We start from the raw sequence: 24942 nt of genomic DNA, 5'->3' as shown, positions 1-24942 counted from the left end.
TCTGTCTAGATCGAGCCGCGCGACCTTCGGTGTGCGGCCTCCTGGTCCCAGCCGCGTCGTCGCCGGTCGACGAACCCGCATCGGCACGGGGTGGCCGATGGGCCGCTCCGGTCGGTCCCGCGGGAACCACCGGCCGCCGCCGGGTGGCGCGCGCCGCGGCTCGCCGCCCCCCTCCGCGCCATCGCGCGTCACTTGACATATGTCAAGTGCAGCACATCACCGGCGTTCGGAATCAGTTTAAAATTCGCTTTAAGATAATTTTCCCAACGAGGCCTGCGCGCGAGACGAGATTTCAGTGAGGGATAATCAAAATATGATAACCGCAAATATTTTAAATGAATTTGCCAACTTTGTGCTGCGCTCCGAATCTGACTTAAGGATTGTACGAAATCGCCATTTTAGAACTTCTACGATGAATAATAGAAAATTAGCCGAAGGCGATAGAGTTGCAAAACATGAACCTTCCGACCATAGTACTTGAAACGCGAGTTGGAGCGCGGTCCGTGGCGCCGATACCGGGCGCTGGTTATTTCTGAGGGTGTATCATAATCGTGTCGATCGAGGGCCAACGAGACGCTAGCGAGCCACGGTTGCGCGGGCTCGGTGACGGCCGGTTCCGCTGGTGGTCGCGGCGCGCGCTCGCCGAGGAATGCCGGCGCCTGGGGCGGCGGCTGCGCGCGAGCGAAGAGGCCGTCGCCGGGCTCGTAGACGAGCGCGAGGCCGCGCTTCAGCGTCTCGCGCTGGCCCGGTCCGAGGAGCGGATGCGGGTGTCCCGCGATCTGCACGACGAGGCCGGGCAGAGCCTGGCGATCCTCAAGCTCGTCCTCCAGGGCCTTCGTCCGCACCTCGCCGCGGCGGCCTCGCACCGCCTCGACACCGCGATCGGGCTGACCGACCGCCTCGCGCGCGAACTGCAGCGCGTCGCGGGCGGGCTGGCGCCCTCGGCCCTCGATCGCGGTGAGATCGGGCATGCCCTGCGCGCGCTGGCGGCCGACTGGGCCGCCACCAGCGGGATCCCGGTCGAGGTCACCACTCGCGGGGACGATTCGCGCCTGGCCGCACCCGTGCAAGCTGCGCTGTACCGAATTGCACAGGAGAGTCTGACTAATATTGCGAAACACGCATTGACGGCATCGCAGGTTTCAGTCAGGTTGCACTGCAAAATAGGCCGCGCTGCACTGATCGTTGTGGACGATGGACCCGGGTTGCCGAGTGACGAAGTCGGGACTGGGACCGGGCAACGACAGTCGGAAGCGCAAGGCATTATCGGGATGGGCGATCGAGTGGCGCAACTCGGGGGGCGATTGGCGATCTATTCGAAGTCTGGCCGCGGAACCTGCGTGCGAGCGTGGGTTCCCGTGAAGGAGGACCTTTGACATGCGGCTGTCTGCGGACAGTTCACTGCGGGTGTTTCTGGCCGACGATCACCCGCTGTTCCTCAGTGGCGTGCGGACGCTCCTTCAGGAGGCCGGCGACGTGACGATCGTCGGGGAGGCGAACTCGGGCGTTCGCGCGCTGCGGATGATCGGCGAGACCTGCCCGGACGTCGCCGTCCTCGACGTCACGATGCCGGACATGCACGGCATCGCGGTGACCCAGCACCTCGCGGCGCAGGAGGTGCCCACCCGGGTGGTGATCCTCAGCGTCCACGAGGATGGCAACTACGTGCGGCAGGCCCTCGCGGTGGGCGCCCGGGGCTACGTGCTCAAGCGCTCCGTCGGCGAGAATCTGCTCCAGGCGGTCCGCGCGGTGAGCGGGAGCGGCCTCTACCTCGACCCGGCGATCGCCGATCGCTTCGTGTCGACCCGCGACGCCGCGATGCCCCCGCTCGCCGGCCGCTGCGTGCCGAGCCTCACGGAGCGCGAGCGCGAGGTGGTGCGCCTGATCGCCTACGGCTTCACCACCAAGGAGGTCGCGACCAAGCTCGGCGTGACGCCGAAATCCGTCGAGACCTACAAGATGCGGGCGAGCGAGAAACTCGATATCCGCACGCGCTCCAAGATCGTGCAGTACGCGATGCTCCAGGGCTGGTTCCAGAGCCTGCCCCAGTGACCGCGGGGCCGCCGACCGGGGGGCGAGGCCCGGCGGGGCGGTTCAGTGCACCTCACACACCTCCCGCCGCGCTGGAGGCGCCACGGCGAGCCACGAGGGTGATCGGGAGTTGTGTGGGAGAGACTCAGCGCCGTGCCGCCTCGTCCCGGGCCGAGCGCGCCGCGGGCGGCGGAACGATCCTAAAAAAACGCCGGTAGGTGCCGCGGGCGATCACGCCGATCCCGTAGCCCGCCTGGAGCGCCGCGAGCGACACGAGCAGGGTCAGCCAGGCCGGCTGCGCCGCGTCGAGCCCGAACAGCGGCAGCGTGGCGCTCACGGCCAGCGAGAGGCCGACCGCCGCCATCACGCCCAGGAGCAGCGGCACGCGCGCGACCAGGCTGAGCGTCAGGCCCGCCAGCGTGAGGCAAACCGCAGGAACCAGCATCCACGCCTCCGGACGCGCGGGATCCGACGGGGGGACCGGGATCCGCATCGCGCGACTCGCACCCTCTCACTCATACCTCAACGCGCATCTCCGACACAGGGCGCGCTCGCGCGGGCCCCGTGGCGGCAGGAAGGCGTGCCGGCTTCCGATCATCCCGACGCGGTCGGGCAAAACCTGACGGCCCGGCTCTCGATCCTGACGCCGATCGGGCGGAAGCAAACTCGCCACTAGCATCTTCATTTGATAGTTAAGATTCCACCAAGACCAGGCTCGAGCGCCGTGCTTCGCTCGAAGTCATAGTCGGCAATTCCTTCAGACGACGGTCGGTTCCGAGGCCGGGCATGGGACGTCGCACCGACCGATGTCCAAGGGGGCCCGGCTACAGGGGCGCGACGGCCGGCATCGCGGCGTGGAGGACGAAGCGGTCATGAAAACTGTCATCGAGTCTTCGGCTGTCGAGGCGGGGGATCTGGTGCGCGCGACCGCTCCGGCGGGAGCCTACCGCGCCAAGCGGGTGCTCGACGTCCTGGCCGCGGCGGCCGCCCTGGTGCTGCTGAGCGTCCTGATGATCATGGTCGCGCTGGCGATCCTGGCCCTGGAGGGACGTCCGATCCTCATCCGCCACAGGCGGATCGGCCGTCACGGCGTGCCGTTCCCGTGCTTCAAGTTCCGCACCATGGTGGTGAACGCGGACGAGGTGCTGGCACGCCATCTGGCGACCCATCCCGAGGCCATGCTCGAATGGCAGGAAGCGCGCAAGCTGCGCGACGATCCGCGGGTCACGCCCCTCGGCAAGGTGCTTCGCGAGACGAGCCTCGACGAACTCCCCCAGCTCGTGAACATCCTGCGCGGCGAGATGAGCCTCGTCGGTCCCCGGCCGATCGTCGCCGAGGAGATCGCCCGCTACGGCGCGGCCTTCGCCGACTACAAGGCGGTCCGCCCCGGCCTGACCGGCCTGTGGCAGTGCAGTGGGCGCAACGACGTCTCCTACGAGCATCGGGTGCAGCTCGACCGCACCTACGTGCGCACCGCGTCGCTGGGCCAGGATCTCCAGATCGTGCTCCGAACGATCCCCGCGGTCATCCGCTCGCGGGGCGTCTACTGAGCCCGGCTCGGGGCCGCGCTTCCGGCGCGGCCTCTCCCGACCGTCGACGAGGAACCACCATGCGGATCACCCGCCGCGAGTGCGCGCATGCTCCGCACTAGTCCAGCGACGCTCCCGGAGGCGCCCCTCGACGCGGAGGTGCAGGGGCCGACAATCACGTTTCGGGCCGCGCGCGGCATCCTGCGCCGCTCGGCCCTGCCGATCGTCATCGGCATGGCGCTCGGCGTCGCGGTCGCCGCAGCGGTCGTCCAGCTCAGCGTCCCGACCTACGTCGCCACGGCGCAGCTCCTGATCGAGGCCCAGCGCCAGCAGCCGCTGGGCTGGTTCGAACCGGGCATGCTCGATCTGACCCTCGACAACGCCCAGGTGGAGAGCCAGGTCGAGGTGCTGCGCTCGGAGCGGATCTCCGGCGCGGTCGCGGCCGACCTGAAGCTGACGGAGGACGCGGAGTTCCGCGCCGACGACGTGAGCGGTCCGGCGCGGGACGCGGCCGAGCAGACCCGGCGCACCATCTCCCTCCTGTCCCGTGCCGTCGGCGTGCGGCGCGTCGGGCAATCCTACGTGATCGAGATCACGGCGAGCTCCCGCCGCCCGGACCGGGCCGCCGAGATCGCGAACGCCTATACGGGCGCCTACCTGCGCGACCAGTTCGAGGCCAAGGCCCAGGCCGCCCGCACCGGCGCCGACTGGCTGAAGATCCGGATCGACGAGTTGCGCGAGACCCTGGGCGAGGCCTCCCGGGCGGTGGAGGATTTCCGCACCCGCAACGACCTCGTCACGGCGAGCGGGAACCTGCTCATCGAGCAGCAGCTCAGCGAGATGAACAGCCAGCTGATCGCGGCCCGGGCGCAGACCGCGCAGGCCGCCGCGAAGCTCGCCCGGATCCGCAGCCTCGACGGCGCCGGCCGCGACGGCGCGGCGGTGAGCGAGGTGCTGAACAACGCCGTCATGACGAATCTGCGCCAGCGGCGCCAGGAGAACGCGACCCGCGAGGCGGAGCTGCGCGAGCGCTACGGCCCGTCCCACGAGGCGGTCGCCGCGGCCCACCGCGAGGTGCTCCAGGCGGAGGCCGACATCGAGACCGAGATGCGCCGCATCGGCCAGATCTACCTCAGCGACCACGAGATCGCCCTGCGGCGCGAGCAGGTTCTGTCCGAGGAGCTGCGCCGGCTCATCGCGGAGGCGGACCGCCGGCGCCAGGCCAAGGTGACGCTGGCGGAGCTGGAGGCGCGGGCGCAGAGCTATCGCAAGATGTATCAGAGCCTCCTCGAGAGGCTGGCGGAGACCGTCCAGAAGGAGACGCTGCCGGTCTCCAGCGCCCGCGTGATCGCGCCCGCCACGATCCCCGTCGGACGCAGCAGCCCCAAGACGAAGCTCGCCCTCGCCCTCGGGGCCGCGCTCGGCCTCCTCTCCGGGCTCGGGATCGGGACGCTGCGCCACAGCACGGACCAGACGCTGCGCCTGCCGCAGGACCTGCCCCGCCGCACCGGCCTCGACTGCCTCGGCCTCGTCCCGGCGGTGCGGCGGGCGCCGCGCCGACGCCCCCTCGGCCTGACGGTCCTCGCCGACCCGTTCTCCGCCTACAGCCGGGCCCTGCGCGGCGTGAAGGTCTCGCTCGACGTCGCCCGCGAGAGCCGCCGGGTCGGCATCATCGGGGTCGCCTCGGTCCTGCCCCGGGAGGGGAAGAGCAGCGTCGCCCTCAACCTCGCGGCTTTGTTCGCGCAGGCGAACGGGCGGACGCTCCTGATCGACGCCGACTTCCTCCGCGCGGGTCTGACCCGTCTCCTGACGCCCCGGGCCGAGGCCGGGCTGATCGAGGCCCTGATGTGCGGCCAGGATGTGATCGTGCCGACGGAGGTCCCGCGTCTCTCCTTCCTGCCGCTGGTGATGCCCGGCCCCGTGGCGCAGTCGAGCGACCTCCTGCGCTCGACGCAGATGCAGTCGCTGCTCGCCGAGCTCGCGGGCCGCTACGACATGGTGATCCTCGACCTCACGCCGATGCGCGAGACCCGGGACGCGCGGGCCGTCGGCCGATTGCTCGACGGGATGCTGATGGTGGCCACCTGGGGCCGGACCGAGGCCGGGGACGTCGCCGAGGCGGCCGCCATGCTCGACGCCGCGCACGCCCACCTGTTCGGCGTCCTCCTCAACGCGGTGCGCGACCACGCCCTCGTCGCGCGCACCGTCTGACGGGAGGGGATCGTGCCGCGCCCGCCCGCCGCGTCACCGCACCGCCACGGGACCCGGCGTCCCGGCCGAGGCCGGCGTCGGAGCGTTCTCGCGGGGTGCCTCAACCTTGAGCACGTCGTCGGGCCGCACGGGATCGTTCTCGCCCGCCCGGATCTCGGTCGCGCCGCCCTCGTCCTTGCGCATGATGGCGAAGCGCGGCGCGGCCGGCCGGCCTCCCTGCCGCGCCGCGAGGGCCGTCGCGCTCTCCGTCACGAGGTTGCGCAGCGTGTCGGCCCGCTGCTGCAGCTTGACGAGGCGCTGCTGCGTCTCCCGCAGGTCCGCCAGGACGCCGCTCTGACGCTGGTTGCGCAGGTCGAGGATCGACCGGTCCATCCGATTGATGTCCTGGCGCGAGCGGGAGACCGCCAGGAGGTTGTCGAGCTTGGCGCTCTCGAACTGGGCCAGGGTCTGGTCGAGGGTGAGCTGGCGCTGCGTCACCGAGAGCCCCTGCTGGACCAGGGTGGTGACGCTGGCGAGTTCCTTGCGGACGAGGGCGATCTGCCGGTCCTGGGCGGCGATCTTCTGCTGCAGCGTGTCGATCTCGGCGACCACCAGGGTCTTGGCCTGTTCCAGGGCGTCGGTCTGGGAGCGCAGCGCGGTGCGCCGCGCCTCGAACAGCGCCTGCTCCTCCCGCACCGCCTCGGCCGAACCCGCGCCGCGCGCGCTGCGCACCTCGTCGGGGAAGCGGAGCGCCGCATCGTCGCGCATCTCCGCCTCCAGGCGGGCGCGCCGCGCCAGCAGGGCGAGGCGCTCGTTCCCCACGTCCAGCAGCTCGCCGCCGAGGGAGATCTGCTCCCGGGACACGCGGGCGTCCGGGTCGGAGGTCCGGGAGAAGCCACCCGCGAGGCTCACGGCCTGCAGCACGGTCAGGTCCGGCTGGAACGGGTAGGCGCCGGGCTTCTCGACCTGGCCGACCACGTAGAAGGGCCGGTAGCGCGCGATCTCCACCGAGGCGTCCGGCCGCGCGATGAGCCCGATCCGCTGCTGGAGCCGCTCGGCGACCTGCGCCGCCACTTGGCGCGTGTCGAGCCCGGCGGCCGCGAGGTCGCCCACGAGGGGCAGGGTGAGCCGGCCGGCCGAATCGACCGTGTACTCCCCGGACAGGGCGGCCCATTCGTAGGTCTCGCCGCGCCCGGCGCGCCACTCCGTGACGCGCAGGCGGATCCTGTCCTGCGCCCCGAGGCGGTAGGGCTGCTCCCCGGCGCGGGCCGGACCGGCCGAAACGATGGCGGTCATGACGGCGGCGGTCACCGCGGTCCCCAGAAGCCGTCCTCGCATTCGCGTCCCTCCTGCTGCGGCGCCACGCTGCCGGCCAAATCTGCCAGATCGATCCGACCAGTCAAGTATATAAATAGATAATTCGGCGGAAGATTATCAGTATTATACCCAAAAAGCTTCGTCATCGGAGTATTGGCGCATGACATGGACGAGAGAGAGCCCGGGTCGCGCGGTCGTCGGACCCGGCGTGCCGGAGCCGGTCCTGGCCGAGGCCGCGGCGGGCGCGCTGAAGGCCGCGCTCGGCCACGCCGCCGGCTTGGTCTGGGTCCACGGGCTCGCGATCGGCGCGAGCGCCATGGCGTGGCTCGACCGGCGTGACGCCGCGGTCCCGACCGCCGCCCGGATCCCCGTGCCGGCCGGCCGGCTGCGGATCGCCGTTGGGCTGGCGACCGTCGGGCGGCCGGAAGTCTGCGGGGAGACGCTGACCCGGCTCTGCGTGCAGACGAGGCTCCCGGACCGCGTCCTCGTCTCGGTGCCGAGCCCCTCCGACCTCGCCGCGCCGGCGCCGGAGGGCTTGCCCACGACGGTCCTGGTCGGCCCGCGCGGGCTCACCCGGCAGCGCAACGCCATCCTGACCGCCCTCGACGACGTCGACCTCGTCTGCTTCTTCGACGACGACTTCGTTCCCGATCCCGGCTACCTCGCGGCCCTGGAGCGGGCCTTCCTGGCGGATCCGGGGCTGATCGGGGCCACCGGGCGGGTCCTCGCCGATGGCATCACCGGGCCCGGCTACAGCTTCGCCGAGGCCGACCGGGTGCTCGGCGGCGCGTCGCCCGGGTCCGGCCCGCCCGTTCCGGTCTACTCCCTGTACGGGTGCAACATGGCCTTCCGCGTGGCGCCGCTGCGCGCGGCGGGCCTGAGCTTCGACGAGGTTCTCCCCGCCTACGGATGGCTGGAGGACGTCGATTTCAGCCGCCGCGCGGCGCGGCTCGGACGCCTCGCTCGCGTGGGGGAGGCGTCCGGCGTGCATCTGGGCGTCAAGGGCGGCCGGCAATCCGGCCGGCGCTTCGGCTACTCGCAGGTCGCCAACCCGCTCTACCTCGTGGGCAAGGGCAGTTACGCGCTGCCGCGCGCCGGCTGGCTGATGGGCCGCAACCTGGCCATGAACCTGCTGCGCGGCCTGCGCCCCGAGCCGCATGTCGACCGGCGCGGCCGCCTCGTCGGCAACCTGCGCGCGCTTGCCGACCTCGCCCGCGGCCGGCTGCACCCGGGCCGCATCGCGGACCTGGCGTGATGACTGCGGCCCGGCCCGACCGCACCGACGAGGAGGCAGCCCGATGATCGAGCGCGTGGTGGTGATCAGCGACGACGCGGTGGAGAGCGGCGGGGCCGCCGGGATCGCCCTCCTGTCGGTGCGCCTGCTGGCGGAGCGGGGGATCCCGGTCACGGTGCTCAACGGCAGCGCCCCGCCGGCCGGTCCGGTCCCGCCGGGCGCGGAGGTGATCTCGCTCGGGGGCGAGGGGCTGCTGCAGGCGCCGCGCGGCCGGGCCGCCCTGACGGGGCTGTTCAGCCCCGCCGCCCTGCGCTTCGTCGGCGACTGGATCCGCCGCCACGACACGCCGGGCACCGTCTACCACCTGCACAACTGGCACAAGGTGCTGTCGCCCGCGGCCTTCTGGCCGCTGCGGGCGGTCGCGGACCGGCTCCTCGTCACGGCCCACGACTACTTCCTGGTCTGCCCGAACGGCGGCCAGATGGATTACCCGCGCCAGGTCCCCTGCGCGCGGGTGCCCCTCTCCGCCTCCTGCCTCGCCGTGCAGTGCGACCGCCGCAACCGGATGCACAAAATGTGGCGGGTGGCCCGCCACGCGGTGCGGGCCGGGCTGTTCGATCTCGCGCGGACCCGGGCCACGGTCGTCGCCGTCCACGAGGGCATGCTGCCCTACCTGGCGCGCGGGGGCGTGGGGGCGGGGTCCCTGGCGGTGCTCCGCAACCCGGTCCTGCCCTGGTGCCGCGCCCGCGTCCCGGCCGAGGCCAATGCCGAGGTGCTGTTCGTCGGGCGGCTGGAGGCCGACAAGGGGGTCGACGTGGTGGCCTGGGCGGCGCGCCGCGCGGGCGTGCCCCTGCGGATCATCGGCGACGGACCCCTCCGGGGCGCCCTGGAGCGCGACCATCCCGAGGTGCGGCTGATGGGGTGGCGCCGCCGCGAGGAGATCGCGGCCCTCGCCCGCTCCGCCCGCCTCGTGGTCGCGCCGACGCGCTGGCGCGAGACCTTCGGCCTCGTCGCCCTGGAGGCGCTGACGAGCGGGATCCCGGTCCTGATCTCGCGCCACGCGCTGATCGCGCCGGAGGTCGAGGCGCTCGGCTGCGCCGAGACCTGCGACCCGACCGATCCCGAGGGGCTCGCCGGGCAGCTGGCGCGCCTCGCCCGGGACGACGCCGCCGTCCGGGCCATGAGCCTCGCGGGGATCGCGCGGGCCCGCGACCTCGCGCCGACGCCCGAGGCCTGGGCGGACGGCCTCCTCGCGCTGTACGGCGCGAAGGTGCGGACCGCCCCCGCGCCGCAGGGCGCGCAACGCCACATCCCTCCTGCCTTGCCACGGACGGAGCCGACGCCATGGTCGACCTGACGGGTTTCCGACTCACCTTCGACGACGAGTTCAACAGCCTCAGCGTCTCGGCCACGGGCCGCGGCACCACCTGGGCGGACACGCGGTCCGGCTCGCTGATCGGGCCGGGCGTCGATCTCGGCTTCGGCCAGTCCGCTTTCGTCGACCCGACGACGACCGGGATCCAGCCCTTCGCCCTGGTGAACGGCGCGCTGCGCATCACGGCCGCGCCTGCCACCGGATCGGCCGCCTCCCTGGTGGCGCCGAGCCTGTGGACCTCCGGCCTGCTGCAATCCTCCGGCAGCTTCTCGCAGACCTACGGGTATTTCGAGATGCGCGCCCAGCTCCCGGCCGAGCCCGGGACCTGGCCGGGCTTCTGGATGCTCGCGTCGAGCGGCGTCTGGCCGCCGGAACTCGACGTGGTCGAGACCTTCGGGGCCGACCCGACCGGCCTGTCGAACTCCGTCCATACCGGCCAGGGCGGCCAATCGGCCACGACCACGAACTGGACCTCCCAGCCCGACCTCGCCAGCGGCTACCACACCTTCGGCACGCTGTGGACCGCCAGCACCGTGACGTTCTACTACGACGGACGGTCGGTGGGGCAGATGGCGACTCCGGCCGACATGCACGCGCCGATGTACCTGGTCGCGGCGCTCGCCATGTCGCGCGGGGTTGCGGGAACGACCGACACCCCGAAATCCATGGCGATCGACTACATCCGGGCCTTCTCGGCGGATCCCTCCGCCGTCGCGGTCGCGCTCCAGCCCGTCTCCTCCCCGGACGGGGTCGACACGCGCAACCTGTCTGGCGCGACGGCCGCGACCTCCGGGTCCGGGACGGCGTCGCTGACCCTCGAAGTGTCGGCGGACCTGTGGAACGGCGGTGCGGACTTCACCGTGACGGTCGACGGCGTCGCGGTCCCGGGCGTCTACGAGGCCAGTGCCAGTCACGCCGCCGGCGCGTGGCAGGACATCACCCTCCAGGGCCAGTACGGGACCGGCCCGCATCAGGTCGCGGTGAGCTTCATCAACGACGCCTCGGCGCCGCCCACCTACGACCCGGCGACGGGCTGGCACATCAACGACCGCAATCTCTACGTGCGCAGCCTGATCCTGGCGGACCAGACCTACGGGGTCTCCGCCATGACGGGCAACACCGCCTCGGCCGGCTGCGACTGGCTCGATCCGAGTGCCGCCGTCCTCGTGCACGACGGCACCGCCACCTTCGCGACGAACGGCGTCGGCCAGTCCACCGGCAGCCCAACCCCGACACCCACCCCCACCCCCACCCCAACCCCGACACCAACCCCGACTCCGACCCCAACCCCGACGCCCACCCCGTCCGGGACGGCGTCGCTGACCCTCGAAGTGTCGGCGGACCTGTGGAATGGCGGCCCGGACTTCACCGTGACGGTCGACGGCGTCGCGGTCCCGGGCACCTACGAGGCCAGCACCGATCACGCCACCGGCGCGTGGCAGGACATCACCCTCCAGGGCCGTTACGGGACCGGCCCGCACCAGGTCGCGGTGAGTTTCATCAACGACGCCTCGGCGCCGCCCACCTTCGACCCGGCGACGGGCTGGCACATCAACGACCGCAATCTCTACGTGCGCAGCCTGTCCGTGGGGGACCACACCTACGGGGTCTCCGCCATGACGGGCAACACCGCCTCGGCCGGCTGCGACTGGCTCGATCCGAGTGCCGCCGTCCTCGTCCACAACGGCACCGCCACCTTCTCGATCTAGAGCGGCGCCCGACCGCGTGGCGCTCGGGCGCTGCGCCAAGTGTTTTGTTTCTGAGAGATTATCTGCGCCGAACCGGCATCCACTCCAGCGGACAATGCTCTCGCACATCGTCCGCGTCCCGGCTCTCTCCGTCCCGAGACGCGTCGTCCGTCCACTCCGCAAACCGAACCGTGGAGACCTGCCCGTGGAGACCTCCCGATGACGACGCCGCTCTCGCATCCGCGCCCACGGGGGGACGCCGCGGACCGGTCGCAGCCGCGGACCGGCACCGTGGTCCCGCTGCGCCTCCTGCTGTCGTCGCTCGTGATCGTGGCCCACAGCCCGGAGGTGCTCGACGGGAACCGTCTCAGGGAGCCGCTGACCCGGCTCTGCGGGACCCTGTCACTCGGGGACCTGGCGGTGGACGGGTTCTTCCTGCTCAGCGGCTACCTGATCGCGCGGAGCTTCGACCGGTCGGATTCCGTGCTCGGCTACCTGCGCAACCGCGTGCTGCGCATCTATCCCGGTTTCATCGTCGCCTCATTCGCGTCGCTGGCGCTGGCCGTCGCCCTGTTTCCCCGGCTGCAGGAAGCGTGGGGCGTGCCGCAGGTCGCCAGGGTTCTGGCGCGGATGGTCCTGCTGCTGCCGCCGACGCTTCCGGGCGCCTTCGCCGACCTGCCGGTTCCGCTCCTCAACGCCTCCCTCTGGACGATCGCCTGGGAGTTCGCGTGCTACCTGCTGATCATCCCGATCGGGTCCCTCGCCGCGCGGCACCGCGGCCCCGTGCTCGCCGCCGCCGTCGCGCTCCTCGTGGCCGGCTGCATCCTCGACATGGTGCTCCGGCAGCAGGCGGGGGGTCTGCGGGTCGGGGAGCAGATGACGGTGACGTCCTGGATCCGCTTCCCGGCGCTCTTCTGCACGGGCAGTCTGTTCTACGCCTATCGGCACCGCGTGACCTTCGGCCCGGGGCGGGCCGCGCTGGCCGCCCTCGGCCTCTGCGTCCTCCTCCCGGTCCCGGCGCTGGCGGAGGCGGCCGTCGCGGTGCTGGGCGGCTACGTGATCGTCTTCGTGGCCTTCCACGTCCGGGCGCCCCGCGCCCTGACCACCCTCGAGTCCTGGGACGTCTCCTACGGGCTCTACCTCTATGCCTGGCCGGTGCAGCAGCTCCTCGCCCGGTCCGATCCGACCCTGGCGCCCGCGGCCCTAACCGCCTTCGCGCTCGCCGCCTCGCTCGGCCTGGGTCTCGCGAGCTGGGTGCTGGTCGAGCGGCCCTTCCTGCGGCTCAAGGCGCGGCGCGCGTCCGGGTCGCACGGCGCGCCGGGACTCGCGGCGGGCGTGGGGGTCTGACGCCTGCTCTCGGCGTGACCGGCGCCGCGGAGGCGGGTCTGCGGCGCTTCGTGCGCACGACGGGGTCGCCCGCAGAGGGGGGGCGCTCCGGTTCCCCTCAGCCCGCCTCGTCGGCCTCCGGCCCGCGCGTCAGATCGAGCGGGCCCTTGCCGGGCGCCCGTTCCGGCGGCTTCAGGGTCACCGCCGCGCCGGTGCGGGCGGCCTCGTAGATCGCCTCCATCAGGATCTGGTCCTGCAATCCCTCCTCGCCGGGCGTGCGCGGCGTGCGGTTCTCCAGCACGCAGGTCGCCATGTGGTCGAGTTCGAGGGCGAACTGGTTGCGCACGGGCAGGACCCGCTCCTCGCGAGCCTCCGCCTTGCCCTCGCGATGATGGAGCATCAGGCGCTGGCCCTCATACGCGAAGGCGTTCTCCAGGGTGACCGCCCCGCCCTCGCCCTGGACCGTGAGCCGGCGCGTCTCGTGGGCACCGTAGCTCGTCGCGCATTGCGCCAGCACGCCCGAGGGAAAGCGCAGGGTGAACGCCACCGTCTCCTCGACCTCCCGGTACAGGGGATCGTCCGGCGAGTGGATCTGCGCCTGGACCGAGACCGGCTCCTCGCCGAGCACGGCCCGGGCCCCGTTGAGGCAGTAGAGGCCGATATCCGGCAGCGCGCCGCCCCCGGACAGGGCCCGCTTCATGCGCCACTGCTCGGGCAGGCTCATGGTCTGGGTGTTCACCGCCTCGATCAGCTTGACGGGGCCGAGGCTCTTGCCGCGCACCAGCCGGATCACCTCGCGGTTGTGGGTCTCGTACTGGCAGCGATAGGCGATCATCAGCTTCACGCCCGCCTGCGCGCAGGCGTCGATCATCGCGCGGGCCTGCGCCGAGGAGGCCGCCATCGGCTTCTCGCAGAGCACGTGCTTGCCCGCGGCGGCGGCGGCCGCCACGTGCTCCGCGTGGAGCGCGTTCGGCGTGACGACGTAGACCGCCTTCACCTCCGGGTTCCGCGCCAGGGCCGGGAACCCGTCGTAGCCGTGGATCGCCTCGGGCCGGATGCCGTACTGGCGCGCCACGACCTTGGCCTTGTCGGGGGATCCCGACACCAGGGCCACGACCTTCGCCTTCCGGCTCTGCGCGAAGGCGGGCAGGATCTCCTCCAGGGAGAGCCGGCCGAGGCCGACCACCGCGAATCCGACGCGCTCCTCGGGCGGCAGCGGTGCCGGGGGCGGCGCGCCGGGCCGGTCGGAGGGGCCGCGCCAGTTCGGGAAGCTGACCCGGCCGTTCTCGACCTTGCCGGTGTCGACGGGGTTCTCCGGAGGCGGCGCGTCGGCGCCCTGCGCGCCGCCCAGGGCGGCGAGAGTCGCGCTTCCGGCGAGCATCAGGGTCCTGCGCGAGAGGAGGGTCAGGTCGTCCGGCATGCGCCTCGCTCGGGTCCGAGTTTGCGGGGGTGCTCGCCAACGCCCCCCGGACGAGGCCGGTTCCTGCCGCGCGAAGGACCACCCCGGGGCGGTCCTTCTGGAATGCGGCGATCTACTCGCCGGCCATCATCTCGGGCGAATAGTGCCCGCACCAGTCCGAGGCCGACACCACCGGCCACAGGCCGTGGCCCTGCGGCTCGGGCTGGCTCACCGGCGGATTGAAGCGGCAGAGCCCCTCGTCGCCCTGCGGGCTGCCGGCGTTGAGCTTGTGCGTGTCATAGTAGCGGCAGGTGCGGCAGGCCGTGCCGGTCTCCATCATCGCCATACGGGCCTCCTCGATTGGAACTCTTCCAGAGAACGGGGACCCGCAGCGGTTGTTCCGGCCGGGTGAGCGCCAATTGGTCGCCTTGAACAAATCAAGAACTTGCCACAGCTTGCCCGCATGGACGACCGTCTCGCCAAGAAGCTCACCATCCTCGCGGACGCCGCGAAGTACGACGCCTCCTGCGCCTCCTCCGGAGCGCCCAAGCGGCGGGCGGCGGCGGGCGGGCTCGGCTCGACCACGGGGGCGGGGATCTGCCACGCCTACACGCCGGACGGGCGCTGCGTCTCGCTTCTGAAGATCTTGCTCACCAATTACTGTCTGTTCGACTGCGCCTATTGCGTGAACCGGCGCTCCTCGAACGTGCGGCGGGCGGCCTTCACGGTGGACGAGGTGATCGCCCTCACGATCGGGTTCTACAAGCGCAACATGATCGAGGGTCTGTTCCTGTCCTCCGGGATCGTGCGCTCGCCCGATCACACGATGGAGCAGCTGATCCGGGTGGCGAAGGGCCTGCGCACCCGGCACGGCTTTCGCGGCTACATCCACCTCAAGACGATTCCCGAGGCGAGCCCCTGGCTGATCGAGCAGGCGGGTCTGTTCGCCGACCGGCTCTCGATCAACCTCGAACTCCCCACCGAGACCGCCCTGGAGCGGCTCGCCCCCGAGAAGGACGGCGCGGCGATCCAGACCGCCATGGGCCAGATGCGCGAGCGGATCGCGCAGGGGAAAGCCGAGAAGCGCCGCTTCGCGCCGGCGGGCCAGTCGACGCAGGTGATCGTCGGGGCGGATGCCTCCACGGACGCCGCCATGATCCGCACCAGCGCGGCGCTCTACGCCACGCACGATCTCAAGCGGATCTACTACTCGGCCTTCAGCCCGATCCCGGACGCCTCCTCGATCCTGCCGCCGCAGGCGCCGCCGCTGCGGCGCGAGCACCGGCTCTACCAGGCCGACTGGATGCTCCGGTACTACGCCTTCGCGCCCGAGGAGGTGGCGGCGGCGACCGACGCGGGCATGCTCCCCCTCGACATCGACCCGAAGCTCGCCTGGGCGCTCAAGCACCGCGCGCATTTCCCGCTGGACGTCAACCGGGCGGACCGGGAATGGCTGCTGCGGGTACCGGGGCTCGGCGTGCGCGCGGTGGACAAGATCGTGGCGGCGCGCCGCCACGCGCGGCTGACGCTCGCGGATGTCGGCCGCCTCACCAGCGGGCTCAAGCGGGCGCGCCCCTTCCTGATCGCCGCCGATTACGTGCCGACCCGCCTCGCCGACCGCCTCGACCTGCACGGCCGGCTCGCCGAGCCGGACCCGGTCGCACAGCCGCCGCGTCTCGCCGAGCCGCCGCGGCTTGCCGAGCCGCCGCGGCAGCTCTCGCTGTTCTGAGGCGCGCATGCTCCGCACCGTGCGGCTGGCGCCCGGCGCCGACCTCGCCGGCTTCCGCGACGCGGCGCGGCGCCTCGCCGCCGAGGGCGTGCCGCCGGAGGCGGTGACCTGGACGCAGGAGGCGGCGCCCGGGTTGTTCGGGGCCGCGCTCGCCGTCGCCCCCATCGCCGAGGCGCCGCCGCTCCGCCTGCCGCGGGCGGTCGCCGCCCTGGTGCCCGAGGTGGTGCCCCATCGCGACCCCGAGCGCCACGCACTCCTCTATGCCCTGATCTGGCGGGTGACCCAGGGCGAGCGGCACCTCATGGAGGTGGCGAGCGACCCGCTGGTCCACCGGCTCTCGCGCCTCGCCAAGGCGGTGCGGCGCGACCTGCACAAGATGCAGGCCTTCCTGCGCTTCCGGCAGGTGCCCGGCGAGGGCGCGCGGGAGCGCTACGCGGCCTGGTTCGAGCCCGACCACCACATCCTGGAGGCGGCCGCGCCGTTCTTCGTGGCGCGCTTCCCGTCCTTCGACTGGTCGATCCTGACGCCCGAGGCCTCGATCCACTGGGACGGGGAGGCCCTCCGCTCCGGACCCGCCGGACGCCGCGGCGACGTCCCGGAGAGCGACGCGTTCGAGCCGGGCTGGCGCGCCTACTACGCCAGCACCTTCAACCCGGCCCGGACCAATCTCGCGGCGATGCGGGCGGAGATGCCGAAGAAGTACTGGCGCAACCTGCCCGAGGCCGCGGCGATTCCCGAGATGGTGCGCGCGGCTGGCACCCGGGTCGCCGCGATGATCGACCGGGAGGCCGTCCCGCCTCAGAAGCGCCGGCCCGACCGCGCCCTGGCGGCGATGACGGCGCAGGAGCCGGACTCGCTCGCGGCGCTCAACGGGATCATCCGGCGCTCCGAGCCGCTGGTCCCGGGCGCGACGCAGGCGGTGCTGGGCGAGGGGCCGGTCGGGGCGGGGATCGCCTTCGTGGGCGAGCAGCCCGGCGATCAGGAGGACCGGCAGGGGCGGCCCTTCGTGGGCCCGGCGGGGCAGGTCCTCGACCGGGCCCTGGCGGAGGCCAGGATCGACCGCGCGACCGCCTACCTGACCAATGCCGTCAAGCACTTCAAGTTCGAGGAGCGGGGCAAGCGGCGCATCCACCAGAAGCCCACCGCCGGCGAGGTCGCCCATTACCGCTGGTGGCTCGACCGGGAGCTCGGCTTCGTGCAGCCGCGCCTGGTGGTGGCGCTGGGAGCGACCGCCGTCCTGGCGCTGAGCGGTCAGGCGGTGCCGATCACCCGGGCGCGGGGTCCGGCGCGGTTCGGCGACAAGCCCTATGCGGGCTTCATCACCGTGCACCCGTCCTACCTGCTGCGCCTGCCCGACGCGGCGAAGGCCGAGGCCTACGGGGCCTTCGTCGACGACCTGCGCCGGGTGCGCCGTCTCGCCGAGGATCTGGCCGCGGCGTGAAACGACATTCGATCGATCGTTTCGCCACGCGGATGTCGGCTCCGCTCAGGCGTGTTGAGCGACGCTCCGCCGCGCGGGCTTGTGATACGGCCTCCGCTTTCCTCAAGCGGATCCCGTATCACCACTGATAGCGTATCCCGGCCCGGCCGCCCGCGGCGAAGTACTGGTCGCCGCCGCGCACGTTCCCCTGGACGAACGAAGACCAGCCGTTCCCGTAGTCGAGCGCCACCGCGAGGATGCCCTCGCCGCGGGTCTTGCCCTGGTCGTTCAGCGCAAGCGTGTTCGACCCGAACGCGCCGGCCTGGATGAAGCCGCCATTGATGAGCACGTTGTTGTAGACGAGGCCGGTCAGCGTGAAGACGAAGCGGCTTGACCCGACAGGCGCCTCGAATCCGAGCCGCGCACCGCCCTGCACGCGCACGAGGTCGCCGTCGCGCAGGCCGAGCGCCGCCGCGCCGGTGTCGTAGAAGGAGTGGATGTACTGGTAGCCGACGGTCGGCTCGATCCACCACGCGTCGTTGACCGGGATGCGGTAGTTCGCGTTGCCGGCCGAGGAGAGCTGGACCACGCCCGTCTTGCCGGCGCCGGTGATTCCGCCGAGCACGTTCAGGCCGCGGAAGAAATCCAAGCCGGCGAAGACCGCGGACTCGGTGAAGCGCTGGTCGAGGGCGAAGAAGTCCGCCTTCAGGATCTGGTCGAAGGAGAACGGACCGTCGAAGTAGGTGGCGTAGCCGCCGACCGAGGGGCCGTAGAGAGCGACGGTGGTGCGCGCCGCGCCGGGGGGCAGCTGTCCGCCGTTGCGCAGCTCCGGCCCGAAGGTGATCCGGGTCGTGATGTCGACCGAGGTGTCAGTGTAGCCGGTGAGGACGCCGAGGATCAGGCCGTCGCCGAAGGTCGCGACGTCGCGCTTGGTCACGTCGAAGCCGGCCAGGAAGCCGACCGAATGGGTGAAGCTCTTCTGGTTGACCTGGAACGGGAAGGTGAAGGTTCCGTCGATGGCGGTGTAGACGAGGTTCGACGACAATTGCCCGGTCCGGCGCTCGTAGTCGCCGAAGACCTGCGCCCAGGAGCCGTAGCGGGTGTCGTCCTGGACGTAGGTGAAGGTCGGGGGCAGCACGTCCGCGTCGTAGCCCTTCCGCACGAGCGGCCGCGGGGCGGGCGCCCCGGCCGACGGGCCCGGCTCGTAGACGTCGCGGTCGTCGGGGCGCACGCGCCCGGCGCGCCGGACGGGGACGGGCCTCCGCTCGGTCTCCTCCACCCGCACGCGCTCCCGCTCCCGCGGCGCGGCGCGGTCGGATCTCCGTTCGGCGGCGGTCGTGCGCTCGGTGGTCCTGCGCTCGGTGGTCTTCCGTTCGGCGGCCGTCTTGGGCTCAGCGGTCCGGCGCTCGGTGCCGCGCTCCTCGCGGGTCGTCTCGCGCCGCCGCGTGCTCCGATCCTGCCCCCGCTCCTCGCGCGCGGTCTCCCCCCGGCGGCGCTCCGTGGTCCGCTCCCGGTTCTGGTTTTGGTTTTGGTTCTGGGCCTGGTTTTGGTTCTCCCGGCGCCGGTTGGACTCCTCCTCGCGGCGGTTCGAGACCGCGTTCAGGGTCGTCCGGTTCGTCTCGGTCGTGGTCGTCTGCGACAGGCCGGTCAGCGCCTGGCTGGCGAGGGCGGCGCCCGAGAATGCGCCGTTGCCGCTCGGACCGCTGGTGCAGCGTCCGTTCTGCAGGGAGTAGGTGGCGGCATTCAGGACCGGCAGGCCGGTGGTGGTGTTCTGGAAGTCGTTCGTGACGCCCGTCACCACCGGCGGGCAGAAGATGGTCTGGGCGGCCGCCGGAGTGGCCAGGCCAGTCGCCGACAGGAGGAGCGTGGTCAACGAAAACGTAACAAATGTCTGGATGGAAGCGAACGAACGCATCATGCCCCCCGGCGCGGCAACGAATCCAGTTTATACAGCTTGGCCGTTCCGATGACTGTGGCTGCGCGAGCACAATGGCAGGACAGCGTGCGGTCTGTTGGTACGGGACGGGAACAGAACCAGTCTTCGCGCCTGCACGCAGGTGTGCCGGCCGAGCAGATCCGCAGCGGTGACCCGGGTCGCAGCCGCCGGCAAGTGCAGAGATGCGGGCGCGGCGCCGGATCGACCGAGAGCAGCACCCTGCATCAGTCGAGAGTGCTCAATCCAGGCGCGTCACACGGAACTGGTCGCGCGCCAGCAGCTCGAGGAGCCCGGTCGTCCCGGGCAGATGCGCGGCGCCGACGGCGATGAAGACCCCGCCCTGCCGCAGCAGGGATCCCAGGCGGTCGTGCATCCGCCGGCTGCGCTGGTCGAGGAGCAGGTCGAGGAAGCGGTCCGGGATCGGCGGGGCGTCGATCCGGGGGACCATCTCGGGCGACCGCATCCAGGCGAGGAGGCGACCGGGCTCCTTCTCGACGTAGCGCCGGACCGACGTCTCCAGGATGTCCTCGGCGTATCCCGAGAGCCCGACCAGGGCGAGGAGGAGGCGCCTCTGCTCCTCCGCCGACAGCGGGTCCAGGATCGCGATCTGCTCGCTCAGGCTCTCGAGCCCGACCACGGCCAGCCCGCGGCGGCGGGCGATGCGCACCAGCGCGGCGTCGACGAGGGGCGTTCCCGCCCCCGGCGCGCCGGCCGCGCAGGGCGGCAGGTCGAGCATCAGGGCGAGGACGGAGGGTTTCAGCCGCCCCGTATCGTCCGGCGCGAAGCCGTGCTCGCCCATCAGGCGCTTGAGCCTGGCGAGATCGGCCTCGGGGAGGAGCGCGTCGGCGGCCTGGTCCGGCCGCGCCGCGATGGTGCGGCGGAACTCCGCCAGGGCGGTCCCGCGCAGGGAAGCGACCTGGTCCACCGTCTCGGTCACCAGGACCCGCGACGCCGAGAGGGCGCGCAGGACCGCCCGCGGGAAGCGGGTGGCGCGGCGGTCCCGGACGTGCAGCGTCCCGAAGACGAAGGAATCGCGCAGGCCCCGCTTCGACACGCGGAACAGAAGGCCGGCGCCGTGGGGGGCGCCGCTCCCCTCGGCGATCCGGCTCCAGGCCGCCGGCGCCTCCTCCCGGATCCGGGGCAGGAGGTCGCTGCCGCCGCAGGCCGCCCCTGCCGGGACGGCCGCCAGGGCGAGGAGAGCGGCGAGGAGGGCCGGGCCAGCCGTCCCGCCCGGAGAGCGGCGGCCCGGCCGCCGCGCCGCCTCAGTTGCTGACAAAATAGAAGCTCTCGCCGGAGAGCGAGCCCCAGGTGATCGGCTCCTGCTGCTTCTTGGTCTGCGTGAAGACGCGGTCGCGCACCGAGCGGAACATCATGTTGACCTCCAGCCCCGGCTTCACGACCGTGTCGAGGAAGGCCGAGGTGAAGGGGCTGTGCCCGTCCGACCCGTCGAGGGCGACCTTGTTCTCGCGGGCCGCGAAGGCCACCAGCGTCCCGCCGTCCGGCTCGATGCGGGCGAGGCCCGAACTGACCCGGAACCCGGACGAGCGGCGCATGCGCGCCGCGAAGGGGTTGTCGCGGCAGGCATCGAGCACGACGACGCGCAGCTTGCGGGCGCGCTCGGTCGCCGTGAGGATCCGGTCGAGCGGCACCGCCTCGTCCAGGATGTCGCGGTCCGATTTCAGGCGGGCATCCACCGGAATCATGTAGTTGCGGCCGTTCGCCTCCATGCCGTGGCCCGCGTAGTAGATCATCGCCCAGTCCGAGCGCTCGACCTCGTCCTCGAAGGCGCGGATGGTCTTGACGAACTCCTCCCGGGTCAGGTCGAGGCCGACGGTCACGAGCTGGAACCCGATCTTCCGCAGGGTCTGGGCGACGGCCTCGGCGTCCGAGCGCGGATTCTGCAGCGAGGGCACCTCGCGATAGGCCGAGTTGCCGATCACCAGGGCGACGCGGCGCTCGATGGGGGCGGCGAGCTTGCGCTGCGGCTCGATGCGCGCGTTGGCCTCCGTGATGACCCGGGACTGCGCCTCCACCTGTGCCTTCACGCGGGCCTCGACCTCGGCCTTCAGGCGGGCCTCGAAGGCGCGCTTGGCCTCGGCCTCGGCCTGCGCCTTGACCCGCGCGGCGAACTCGGCCCGCTCGCGGTCGGCGGCGGCCTCCTTCATGCGCAGCTCGGCCTCCATGCGCTCGCGGGCGGCGCGCGTCTTCTCGGCCACCACGGCGTCGGCCTCGGCCTTGACCTTGACCTCGAAATCCGCCCGCGCGGCCCGCTCGGCCTCGATCCGGGCATTCGCCTCGGCCTCGTACTTGCGCCGCTCCGCCGAGGCGGCGGCCGCGGCCCGCTCGGCCTCGCTGCGGCGGATCGCCTCCAGGTCGGCGGAGGCCTGGGCGGAGCGCAGGGCGAGGGTGGCGCGCTGCTCGTTGAGGGCCGCGAGGCGCTTGCGCGCCACGTCCTGCGCCGGCTTGGCGAGGCCGTAATCGACCGCCACCGGCAGGGCGAGGGCCTTCTCGTAATCCGCTCGCGCCGCGTCGTTGTCGCTGCGGCGCTCGTAGGCGAGGCCGCGCCCCGCGTAGGCGGCGACGAAGTCGGGCAGCTTGCGCAGGGCGTTGTCGTAGTCCGAGAGCGCCTCGGCGATCCGCCCGGCCAGGCGCAGGGCGTCGGCCCGGAAGGTGAGGGCGATGGGCGAGGCCGGGGCCAGCCCCACCGCCTTGTCGAGATCCGCGAGGGCGGCCTTCAGGTCGCCGGCCTCGGCCCGGATGGCGCCGCGATTCGCCAGGGCGAGCGCGTCGCGCGGGTTGAGCAGGATCGCCTGGCCGAGATCGTCCTGGGCCGCGTCGAGGTCGCCGCGGCTGCGCTGCAGGAGCGCCCGGTTGATCAGGATCTCCGGGGTCGGGCCGAGGGCGACGGCCCGGTCGTGGTCGGCCAGCGCCCGGTCGAGATCGCCCTTGAGCCGCAGCGCTTCGCCCCGGCCGCTATAGGCGATCGCGGCATTCGGGGCGAGGCGGATCGCCTCGGTGTAGTCGGCGATCGCGCCGTCGAAATCCGCCTTGTCCAGCCGCGCCATCGCGCGGTTAGTCAGCCCCATCATGTCGCGGGGAGCGAGCCGGATGTACTCGCCGAAATCCTTGATCGCGGCGTCGAGCCGGCGCCGGTACTGGTTGGCGATGCCCCGGTTCAGGTAGGCCGGCGCGAAGCTGCGGTTGAGCGCGATCGCCCGGTTGAAGTCGTCGACCGCGGCGGCGTATTCCTCCTTGCTAGTCAGCGCGGTGCCGCGGGCGTTGTAGAGCTGCTCCGACTTCGGGTTCAGCTTCAGGGCGCGGGTGTAGTCGGCGACGGCCTTGTCGAAGTTGTTCGACTTCAGCCAGGTGAAGCCGCGATTCTGGTACGCCTCGACGCTGTTCGGGTTGCGGTTGAGCGCCTCGCCGAAATCCTTGATCGCGTCGTCGTAATCGCCGAGGGCGGCCTTCGCCGAGCCGCGGTTGAGGTAGTACTGCGCGGCCTGGGCGCTCGCGGGCGCCCGGTCGAGGAGGCGCGAGCAGGCCGCGATCCCGAGATCCGGCGCGGCCAGCGACCTGTTGCACAGATCGAGGTCATCGGCGCGGGCGGCCGCCTTCGGCAGGCCGGCCAGGGCCAGCACCACCAGAAGAAAGGACCACAGCCAGGCGGAACGCCCCGCTCTCCCGCCTCCGCCGAAGACGACGCCGGGTGTACGGCCCGCTGCGCGGACGGGATGGGGAAGACGAGCGTGTGAGCACATGACCGCGCGATTTCAGGTCCCCTGGAGGACCCCACGACGAGACTGGAGTTTGCCACGGATCGGCGCGCCCGAACAAGCGCAGCCGGGGCCGCCCGGTGCGGCCGCACACGCCGCGCCCATGCCGGCGCGGCGCCGCGACCGCGACCCCGCTCCCCCCTCGCGCCGCGGCGAATCCTCCTGTAGAGACGCCCGATCCGCAGACCCTCAAGAGAGACCCGGCCAGGCGGCATGCTGGTTCAGCTCGCCATCCGCGACATCGTCCTGATCGACAAGCTCGAGCTGAATTTCCGCGACGGCCTCAGCGTGCTGACCGGCGAGACCGGCGCCGGCAAGTCGATCCTCCTCGACGCGTTCACGCTGGCGCTCGGCGGGCGCGGCGACGGCCGTCTCGTGCGCCACGGGGAGGCGCAGGGGCAGGTCACCGCCGTGTTCGACGTGCCCCTCGACCATCCGGCCCGCGCGCTCGCCGCCGCGGCCGAACTCGACACGGAGGGCGACCTCGTCCTGCGCCGGATCCAGGTGACGGACGGGCGCACCCGCGCCTTCGTCAACGACCAGCCGGTCGGCGTGCAGGTGCTGCGCGCCATCGGGGCGGCGCTCGTCGAGATCCACGGCCAGCACGACGACCGCGCCCTCGCCGACCCGGGCACCCACCGCTCCATCCTCGACGCCTTCGGCAACCTGCAGGGCCGGCAGGCGGCGGTGGCGGAGGCGGCGCGGGGCGTGCGCCAGGCGCGGCAGGGCCTCGCCGAGCACCGCGCCCGGGTCGAGGCAGCCCGCAAGGAGGCGGACTTCCTGCGCCACGCGGTGGAGGAACTCGGCGCCCTCGATCCCAAGCCCGGCGAGGAGGGCGATCTCGCCGCGCGGCGCACCGCCATGCAGCAGGGCGAGAAGGTGGCGCGGGACCTCAACGAGGCCCTCGACGCCGTGGGCGGCCAGGGATCGCCCGCCGCCCAGCTCTCGGCGGCCCTGCGCAAGCTGGAGCGGCGGGCCGCGCAGGCGCCCGCCCTGGTCGATCCCTGCGTGACGGCGCTGGACGCCGCTCTCGTCGCCCTCGACGAGGCCCGGGACGCCCTGGAGGGCGCGCTGGAAGCCGCGGAATTTGACCCGCGCGAGCTGGAGCGCGTGGAGGAGCGCCTCTTCGCGCTCCGCGCGGCTTCCCGCAAGTACGACGTCGCGGCCGACGCCCTGGCGGCCCTGCGCGAGCGCTATGCCGCGGACGTGGCGGCGATCGACGCCGGCGAGGAGACCCTCGGGCACCTGGAGGCCGAGCTCGCGGCGGCGGAGACGGCCTACCTGACGGCCGCGCGGGCGCTCAGCGACGGGCGGCGCAAGGCGGCCGCGCGGCTCGACAAGGCCGTCCAGGCGGAATTGCCGCCGCTCAAGCTCGAGCGCGCCCGCTTCGTCACCGAGATCGCCACCGACGAGGCGAGCCGCGATCCCGCCGGCCTCGACCGGGTCGAGTTCTGGGCCCAGACCAATCCGGGCACCCGGCCCGGCCCGATGATGAAGGTCGCCTCCGGGGGCGAGCTGTCGCGCTTCATGCTCGCCCTCAAGGTGGTGCTCGCCGACAAGGGGTCGGCTCCCACCTTGATCTTCGACGAGATCGACACGGGCGTCGGCGGCGCCGTGGCGGACGCGATCGGGGCCCGGCTCGCCCGGCTGTCCGAGCGCGTGCAGGTGGTGGCGGTGACGCACGCGCCGCAGGTCGCGGCGCGGGCCGCGACCCATTTCCTGATCGCCAAGGAGGCGGTGCGGGGCTCGGACCGGGTCGCGACCCGCGTCAGGCGCCTCGACGCGGCGCCGCGCCGGGAGGAGATCGCCCGCATGCTGGCGGGCGCCACGGTCACGGACGAGGCCCGGGCCGCGGCCGACCGTCTCCTCCAGGGGGCCGAGGCTTGACGATCGCCCCGCCGCCGGGCGAATGCTCAAGCTTGCGCGCTCCGCTCACGGGTCGGATCGCGCTGCGAGCGACAAACAAAGATTAGCCGTTAACGGAAAATTAACCAT

At 72.3% G+C, this 24942-nt stretch carries 18 protein-coding genes; 11 read left to right on the top strand and 7 right to left on the bottom strand.

What is annotated here, in order from left to right; all coding sequences use genetic code 11:
• Nucleotides 1–590: 590 nt before the first annotated feature.
• Together ACW9J6_RS01320 and ACW9J6_RS01315 are read left to right on the top strand one after the other, a co-directional pair.
• Complete coding sequence (locus ACW9J6_RS01320) at nt 591–1376, top strand: sensor histidine kinase (protein WP_457114614.1); 786 nt, start codon at nt 591–593, stop codon at nt 1374–1376.
• A gap of 1 nt (nt 1377) precedes the next feature.
• Nucleotides 1378–2052 (top strand): response regulator transcription factor, encoded by a 675-nt coding sequence (locus ACW9J6_RS01315; RefSeq protein WP_457114613.1) that lies wholly within the window; start codon nt 1378–1380, stop codon nt 2050–2052.
• Between the two features lie 124 nt (nt 2053–2176).
• Here the strand turns inward: ACW9J6_RS01315 and ACW9J6_RS01310 are convergent, their stop codons facing one another.
• Nucleotides 2177–2476 (bottom strand): hypothetical protein, encoded by a 300-nt coding sequence (locus ACW9J6_RS01310; RefSeq protein WP_457114612.1) that lies wholly within the window; start codon nt 2474–2476, stop codon nt 2177–2179.
• 427 nt (nt 2477–2903) lie between these two features.
• Here ACW9J6_RS01310 and ACW9J6_RS01305 point away from each other — a divergent pair, with 427 nt between their 5' ends.
• Both ACW9J6_RS01305 and ACW9J6_RS01300 read left to right on the top strand, forming a co-directional pair.
• Entirely contained in the window at nt 2904–3581 is a 678-nt protein-coding gene (locus ACW9J6_RS01305) for a sugar transferase (RefSeq protein ID WP_457114611.1), read from the top strand.
• A gap of 87 nt (nt 3582–3668) precedes the next feature.
• Nucleotides 3669–5771: a GumC family protein gene (locus ACW9J6_RS01300; protein ID WP_457114610.1), complete on the top strand. Its 2103-nt coding sequence runs from the start codon at nt 3669–3671 to the stop codon at nt 5769–5771.
• Nucleotides 5772–5804: 33 nt separating this feature from the next.
• On the opposite strand, the gene ACW9J6_RS01295 is transcribed toward ACW9J6_RS01300, so the two are convergent.
• Nucleotides 5805–7088: a polysaccharide biosynthesis/export family protein gene (locus ACW9J6_RS01295; RefSeq protein ID WP_457114609.1), complete on the bottom strand. Its 1284-nt coding sequence runs from the start codon at nt 7086–7088 to the stop codon at nt 5805–5807.
• A gap of 139 nt (nt 7089–7227) precedes the next feature.
• Between ACW9J6_RS01295 and ACW9J6_RS01290 the strand changes: the two genes are divergently transcribed.
• The 4 genes from ACW9J6_RS01290 to ACW9J6_RS01275 all read left to right on the top strand — a co-directional run bounded on the left by ACW9J6_RS01290 (nt 7228) and on the right by ACW9J6_RS01275 (nt 12711).
• A complete protein-coding gene (locus ACW9J6_RS01290) occupies nt 7228–8322 on the top strand; it encodes a glycosyltransferase family 2 protein (RefSeq protein ID WP_457114608.1) in 1095 nt (364 codons plus the stop codon).
• Nucleotides 8323–8365: 43 nt separating this feature from the next.
• On the top strand, nt 8366–9658 hold the full coding sequence (locus ACW9J6_RS01285) for a glycosyltransferase family 4 protein (RefSeq protein WP_457114607.1): 1293 nt from the start codon (nt 8366–8368) through the stop codon (nt 9656–9658).
• Nucleotides 9646–11385 (top strand): carbohydrate-binding domain-containing protein, encoded by a 1740-nt coding sequence (locus ACW9J6_RS01280; protein WP_457114606.1) that lies wholly within the window; start codon nt 9646–9648, stop codon nt 11383–11385. Before ACW9J6_RS01285 ends, ACW9J6_RS01280 begins: the two co-directional genes overlap by 13 nt.
• Nucleotides 11386–11583: 198 nt before the next feature.
• Entirely contained in the window at nt 11584–12711 is a 1128-nt protein-coding gene (locus ACW9J6_RS01275; protein ID WP_457114605.1) for an acyltransferase family protein, read from the top strand.
• Between the two features lie 97 nt (nt 12712–12808).
• Here the strand turns inward: ACW9J6_RS01275 and ACW9J6_RS01270 are convergent, their stop codons facing one another.
• Both ACW9J6_RS01270 and ACW9J6_RS01265 read right to left on the bottom strand, forming a co-directional pair.
• On the bottom strand, nt 12809–14110 hold the full coding sequence (locus ACW9J6_RS01270) for a Gfo/Idh/MocA family oxidoreductase (RefSeq protein ID WP_457114604.1): 1302 nt from the start codon (nt 14108–14110) through the stop codon (nt 12809–12811).
• Nucleotides 14111–14222: 112 nt separating this feature from the next.
• The gene (locus ACW9J6_RS01265) at nt 14223–14435 is read right to left on the bottom strand and encodes a hypothetical protein (protein WP_457114603.1); all 213 of its coding nucleotides are present in this window, start codon (nt 14433–14435) and stop codon (nt 14223–14225) included.
• A gap of 117 nt (nt 14436–14552) precedes the next feature.
• Between ACW9J6_RS01265 and ACW9J6_RS01260 the strand changes: the two genes are divergently transcribed.
• Both ACW9J6_RS01260 and ACW9J6_RS01255 read left to right on the top strand, forming a co-directional pair.
• Nucleotides 14553–15818 carry a putative DNA modification/repair radical SAM protein gene (locus tag ACW9J6_RS01260; RefSeq protein ID WP_457114602.1) on the top strand — a complete coding sequence of 422 codons (1266 nt, stop codon included), beginning with the start codon at nt 14553–14555 and terminating at the stop codon, nt 15816–15818.
• A gap of 7 nt (nt 15819–15825) precedes the next feature.
• Nucleotides 15826–17259, top strand: a complete 1434-nt coding sequence (locus tag ACW9J6_RS01255; RefSeq protein ID WP_457114601.1) for a UdgX family uracil-DNA binding protein — start codon at nt 15826–15828, stop codon at nt 17257–17259.
• A 118-nt stretch (nt 17260–17377) separates the two neighbouring features.
• Here ACW9J6_RS01255 and ACW9J6_RS01250 read toward each other — a convergent pair whose 3' ends face one another.
• From ACW9J6_RS01250 to ACW9J6_RS01240, 3 genes are all read right to left on the bottom strand, one after another.
• Nucleotides 17378–19111: an autotransporter outer membrane beta-barrel domain-containing protein gene (locus ACW9J6_RS01250; RefSeq protein ID WP_457114600.1), complete on the bottom strand. Its 1734-nt coding sequence runs from the start codon at nt 19109–19111 to the stop codon at nt 17378–17380.
• Nucleotides 19112–19412: 301 nt separating this feature from the next.
• Nucleotides 19413–20450, bottom strand: a complete 1038-nt coding sequence (locus ACW9J6_RS01245) for a TraB/GumN family protein (RefSeq protein ID WP_457114599.1) — start codon at nt 20448–20450, stop codon at nt 19413–19415.
• The gene (locus ACW9J6_RS01240; RefSeq protein ID WP_457114598.1) at nt 20437–22815 is read right to left on the bottom strand and encodes a tetratricopeptide repeat protein; all 2379 of its coding nucleotides are present in this window, start codon (nt 22813–22815) and stop codon (nt 20437–20439) included. The genes ACW9J6_RS01245 and ACW9J6_RS01240 overlap by 14 nt, the downstream gene beginning before the upstream one ends.
• 345 nt (nt 22816–23160) lie before the next feature.
• On the opposite strand from ACW9J6_RS01240, the gene recN reads away from it, so the two are divergent.
• Nucleotides 23161–24834, top strand: a complete 1674-nt coding sequence (gene recN, locus ACW9J6_RS01235) for a DNA repair protein RecN (protein ID WP_457114597.1) — start codon at nt 23161–23163, stop codon at nt 24832–24834.
• Nucleotides 24835–24942: the final 108 nt, after the last annotated feature.

The sequence above is a fragment of the Methylobacterium sp. JK268 genome (genome assembly GCF_054052225.1).
This window is presented reverse-complemented; position numbering and strand designations above follow the sequence as displayed.

Coding starts and splice junctions, on each gene's coding strand:
- ACW9J6_RS01305 (WP_457114611.1), top strand. CDS start 2,904: ATGAAAACTGTCATCGAGTCTTCGGCTGTCGAGGCGGGGGATCTGGTG.
- ACW9J6_RS01280 (WP_457114606.1), top strand. CDS start 9,646: ATGGTCGACCTGACGGGTTTCCGACTCACCTTCGACGACGAGTTCAAC.
- ACW9J6_RS01270 (WP_457114604.1), bottom strand. CDS start 14,110: ATGCCGGACGACCTGACCCTCCTCTCGCGCAGGACCCTGATGCTCGCC.
- ACW9J6_RS01300 (WP_457114610.1), top strand. CDS start 3,669: ATGCTCCGCACTAGTCCAGCGACGCTCCCGGAGGCGCCCCTCGACGCG.
- ACW9J6_RS01275 (WP_457114605.1), top strand. CDS start 11,584: ATGACGACGCCGCTCTCGCATCCGCGCCCACGGGGGGACGCCGCGGAC.
- ACW9J6_RS01290 (WP_457114608.1), top strand. CDS start 7,228: ATGACATGGACGAGAGAGAGCCCGGGTCGCGCGGTCGTCGGACCCGGC.
- ACW9J6_RS01295 (WP_457114609.1), bottom strand. CDS start 7,088: ATGCGAGGACGGCTTCTGGGGACCGCGGTGACCGCCGCCGTCATGACC.
- recN (WP_457114597.1), top strand. CDS start 23,161: ATGCTGGTTCAGCTCGCCATCCGCGACATCGTCCTGATCGACAAGCTC.
- ACW9J6_RS01285 (WP_457114607.1), top strand. CDS start 8,366: ATGATCGAGCGCGTGGTGGTGATCAGCGACGACGCGGTGGAGAGCGGC.
- ACW9J6_RS01260 (WP_457114602.1), top strand. CDS start 14,553: ATGGACGACCGTCTCGCCAAGAAGCTCACCATCCTCGCGGACGCCGCG.
- ACW9J6_RS01310 (WP_457114612.1), bottom strand. CDS start 2,476: ATGCTGGTTCCTGCGGTTTGCCTCACGCTGGCGGGCCTGACGCTCAGC.
- ACW9J6_RS01255 (WP_457114601.1), top strand. CDS start 15,826: ATGCTCCGCACCGTGCGGCTGGCGCCCGGCGCCGACCTCGCCGGCTTC.
- ACW9J6_RS01265 (WP_457114603.1), bottom strand. CDS start 14,435: ATGGCGATGATGGAGACCGGCACGGCCTGCCGCACCTGCCGCTACTAT.
- ACW9J6_RS01315 (WP_457114613.1), top strand. CDS start 1,378: ATGCGGCTGTCTGCGGACAGTTCACTGCGGGTGTTTCTGGCCGACGAT.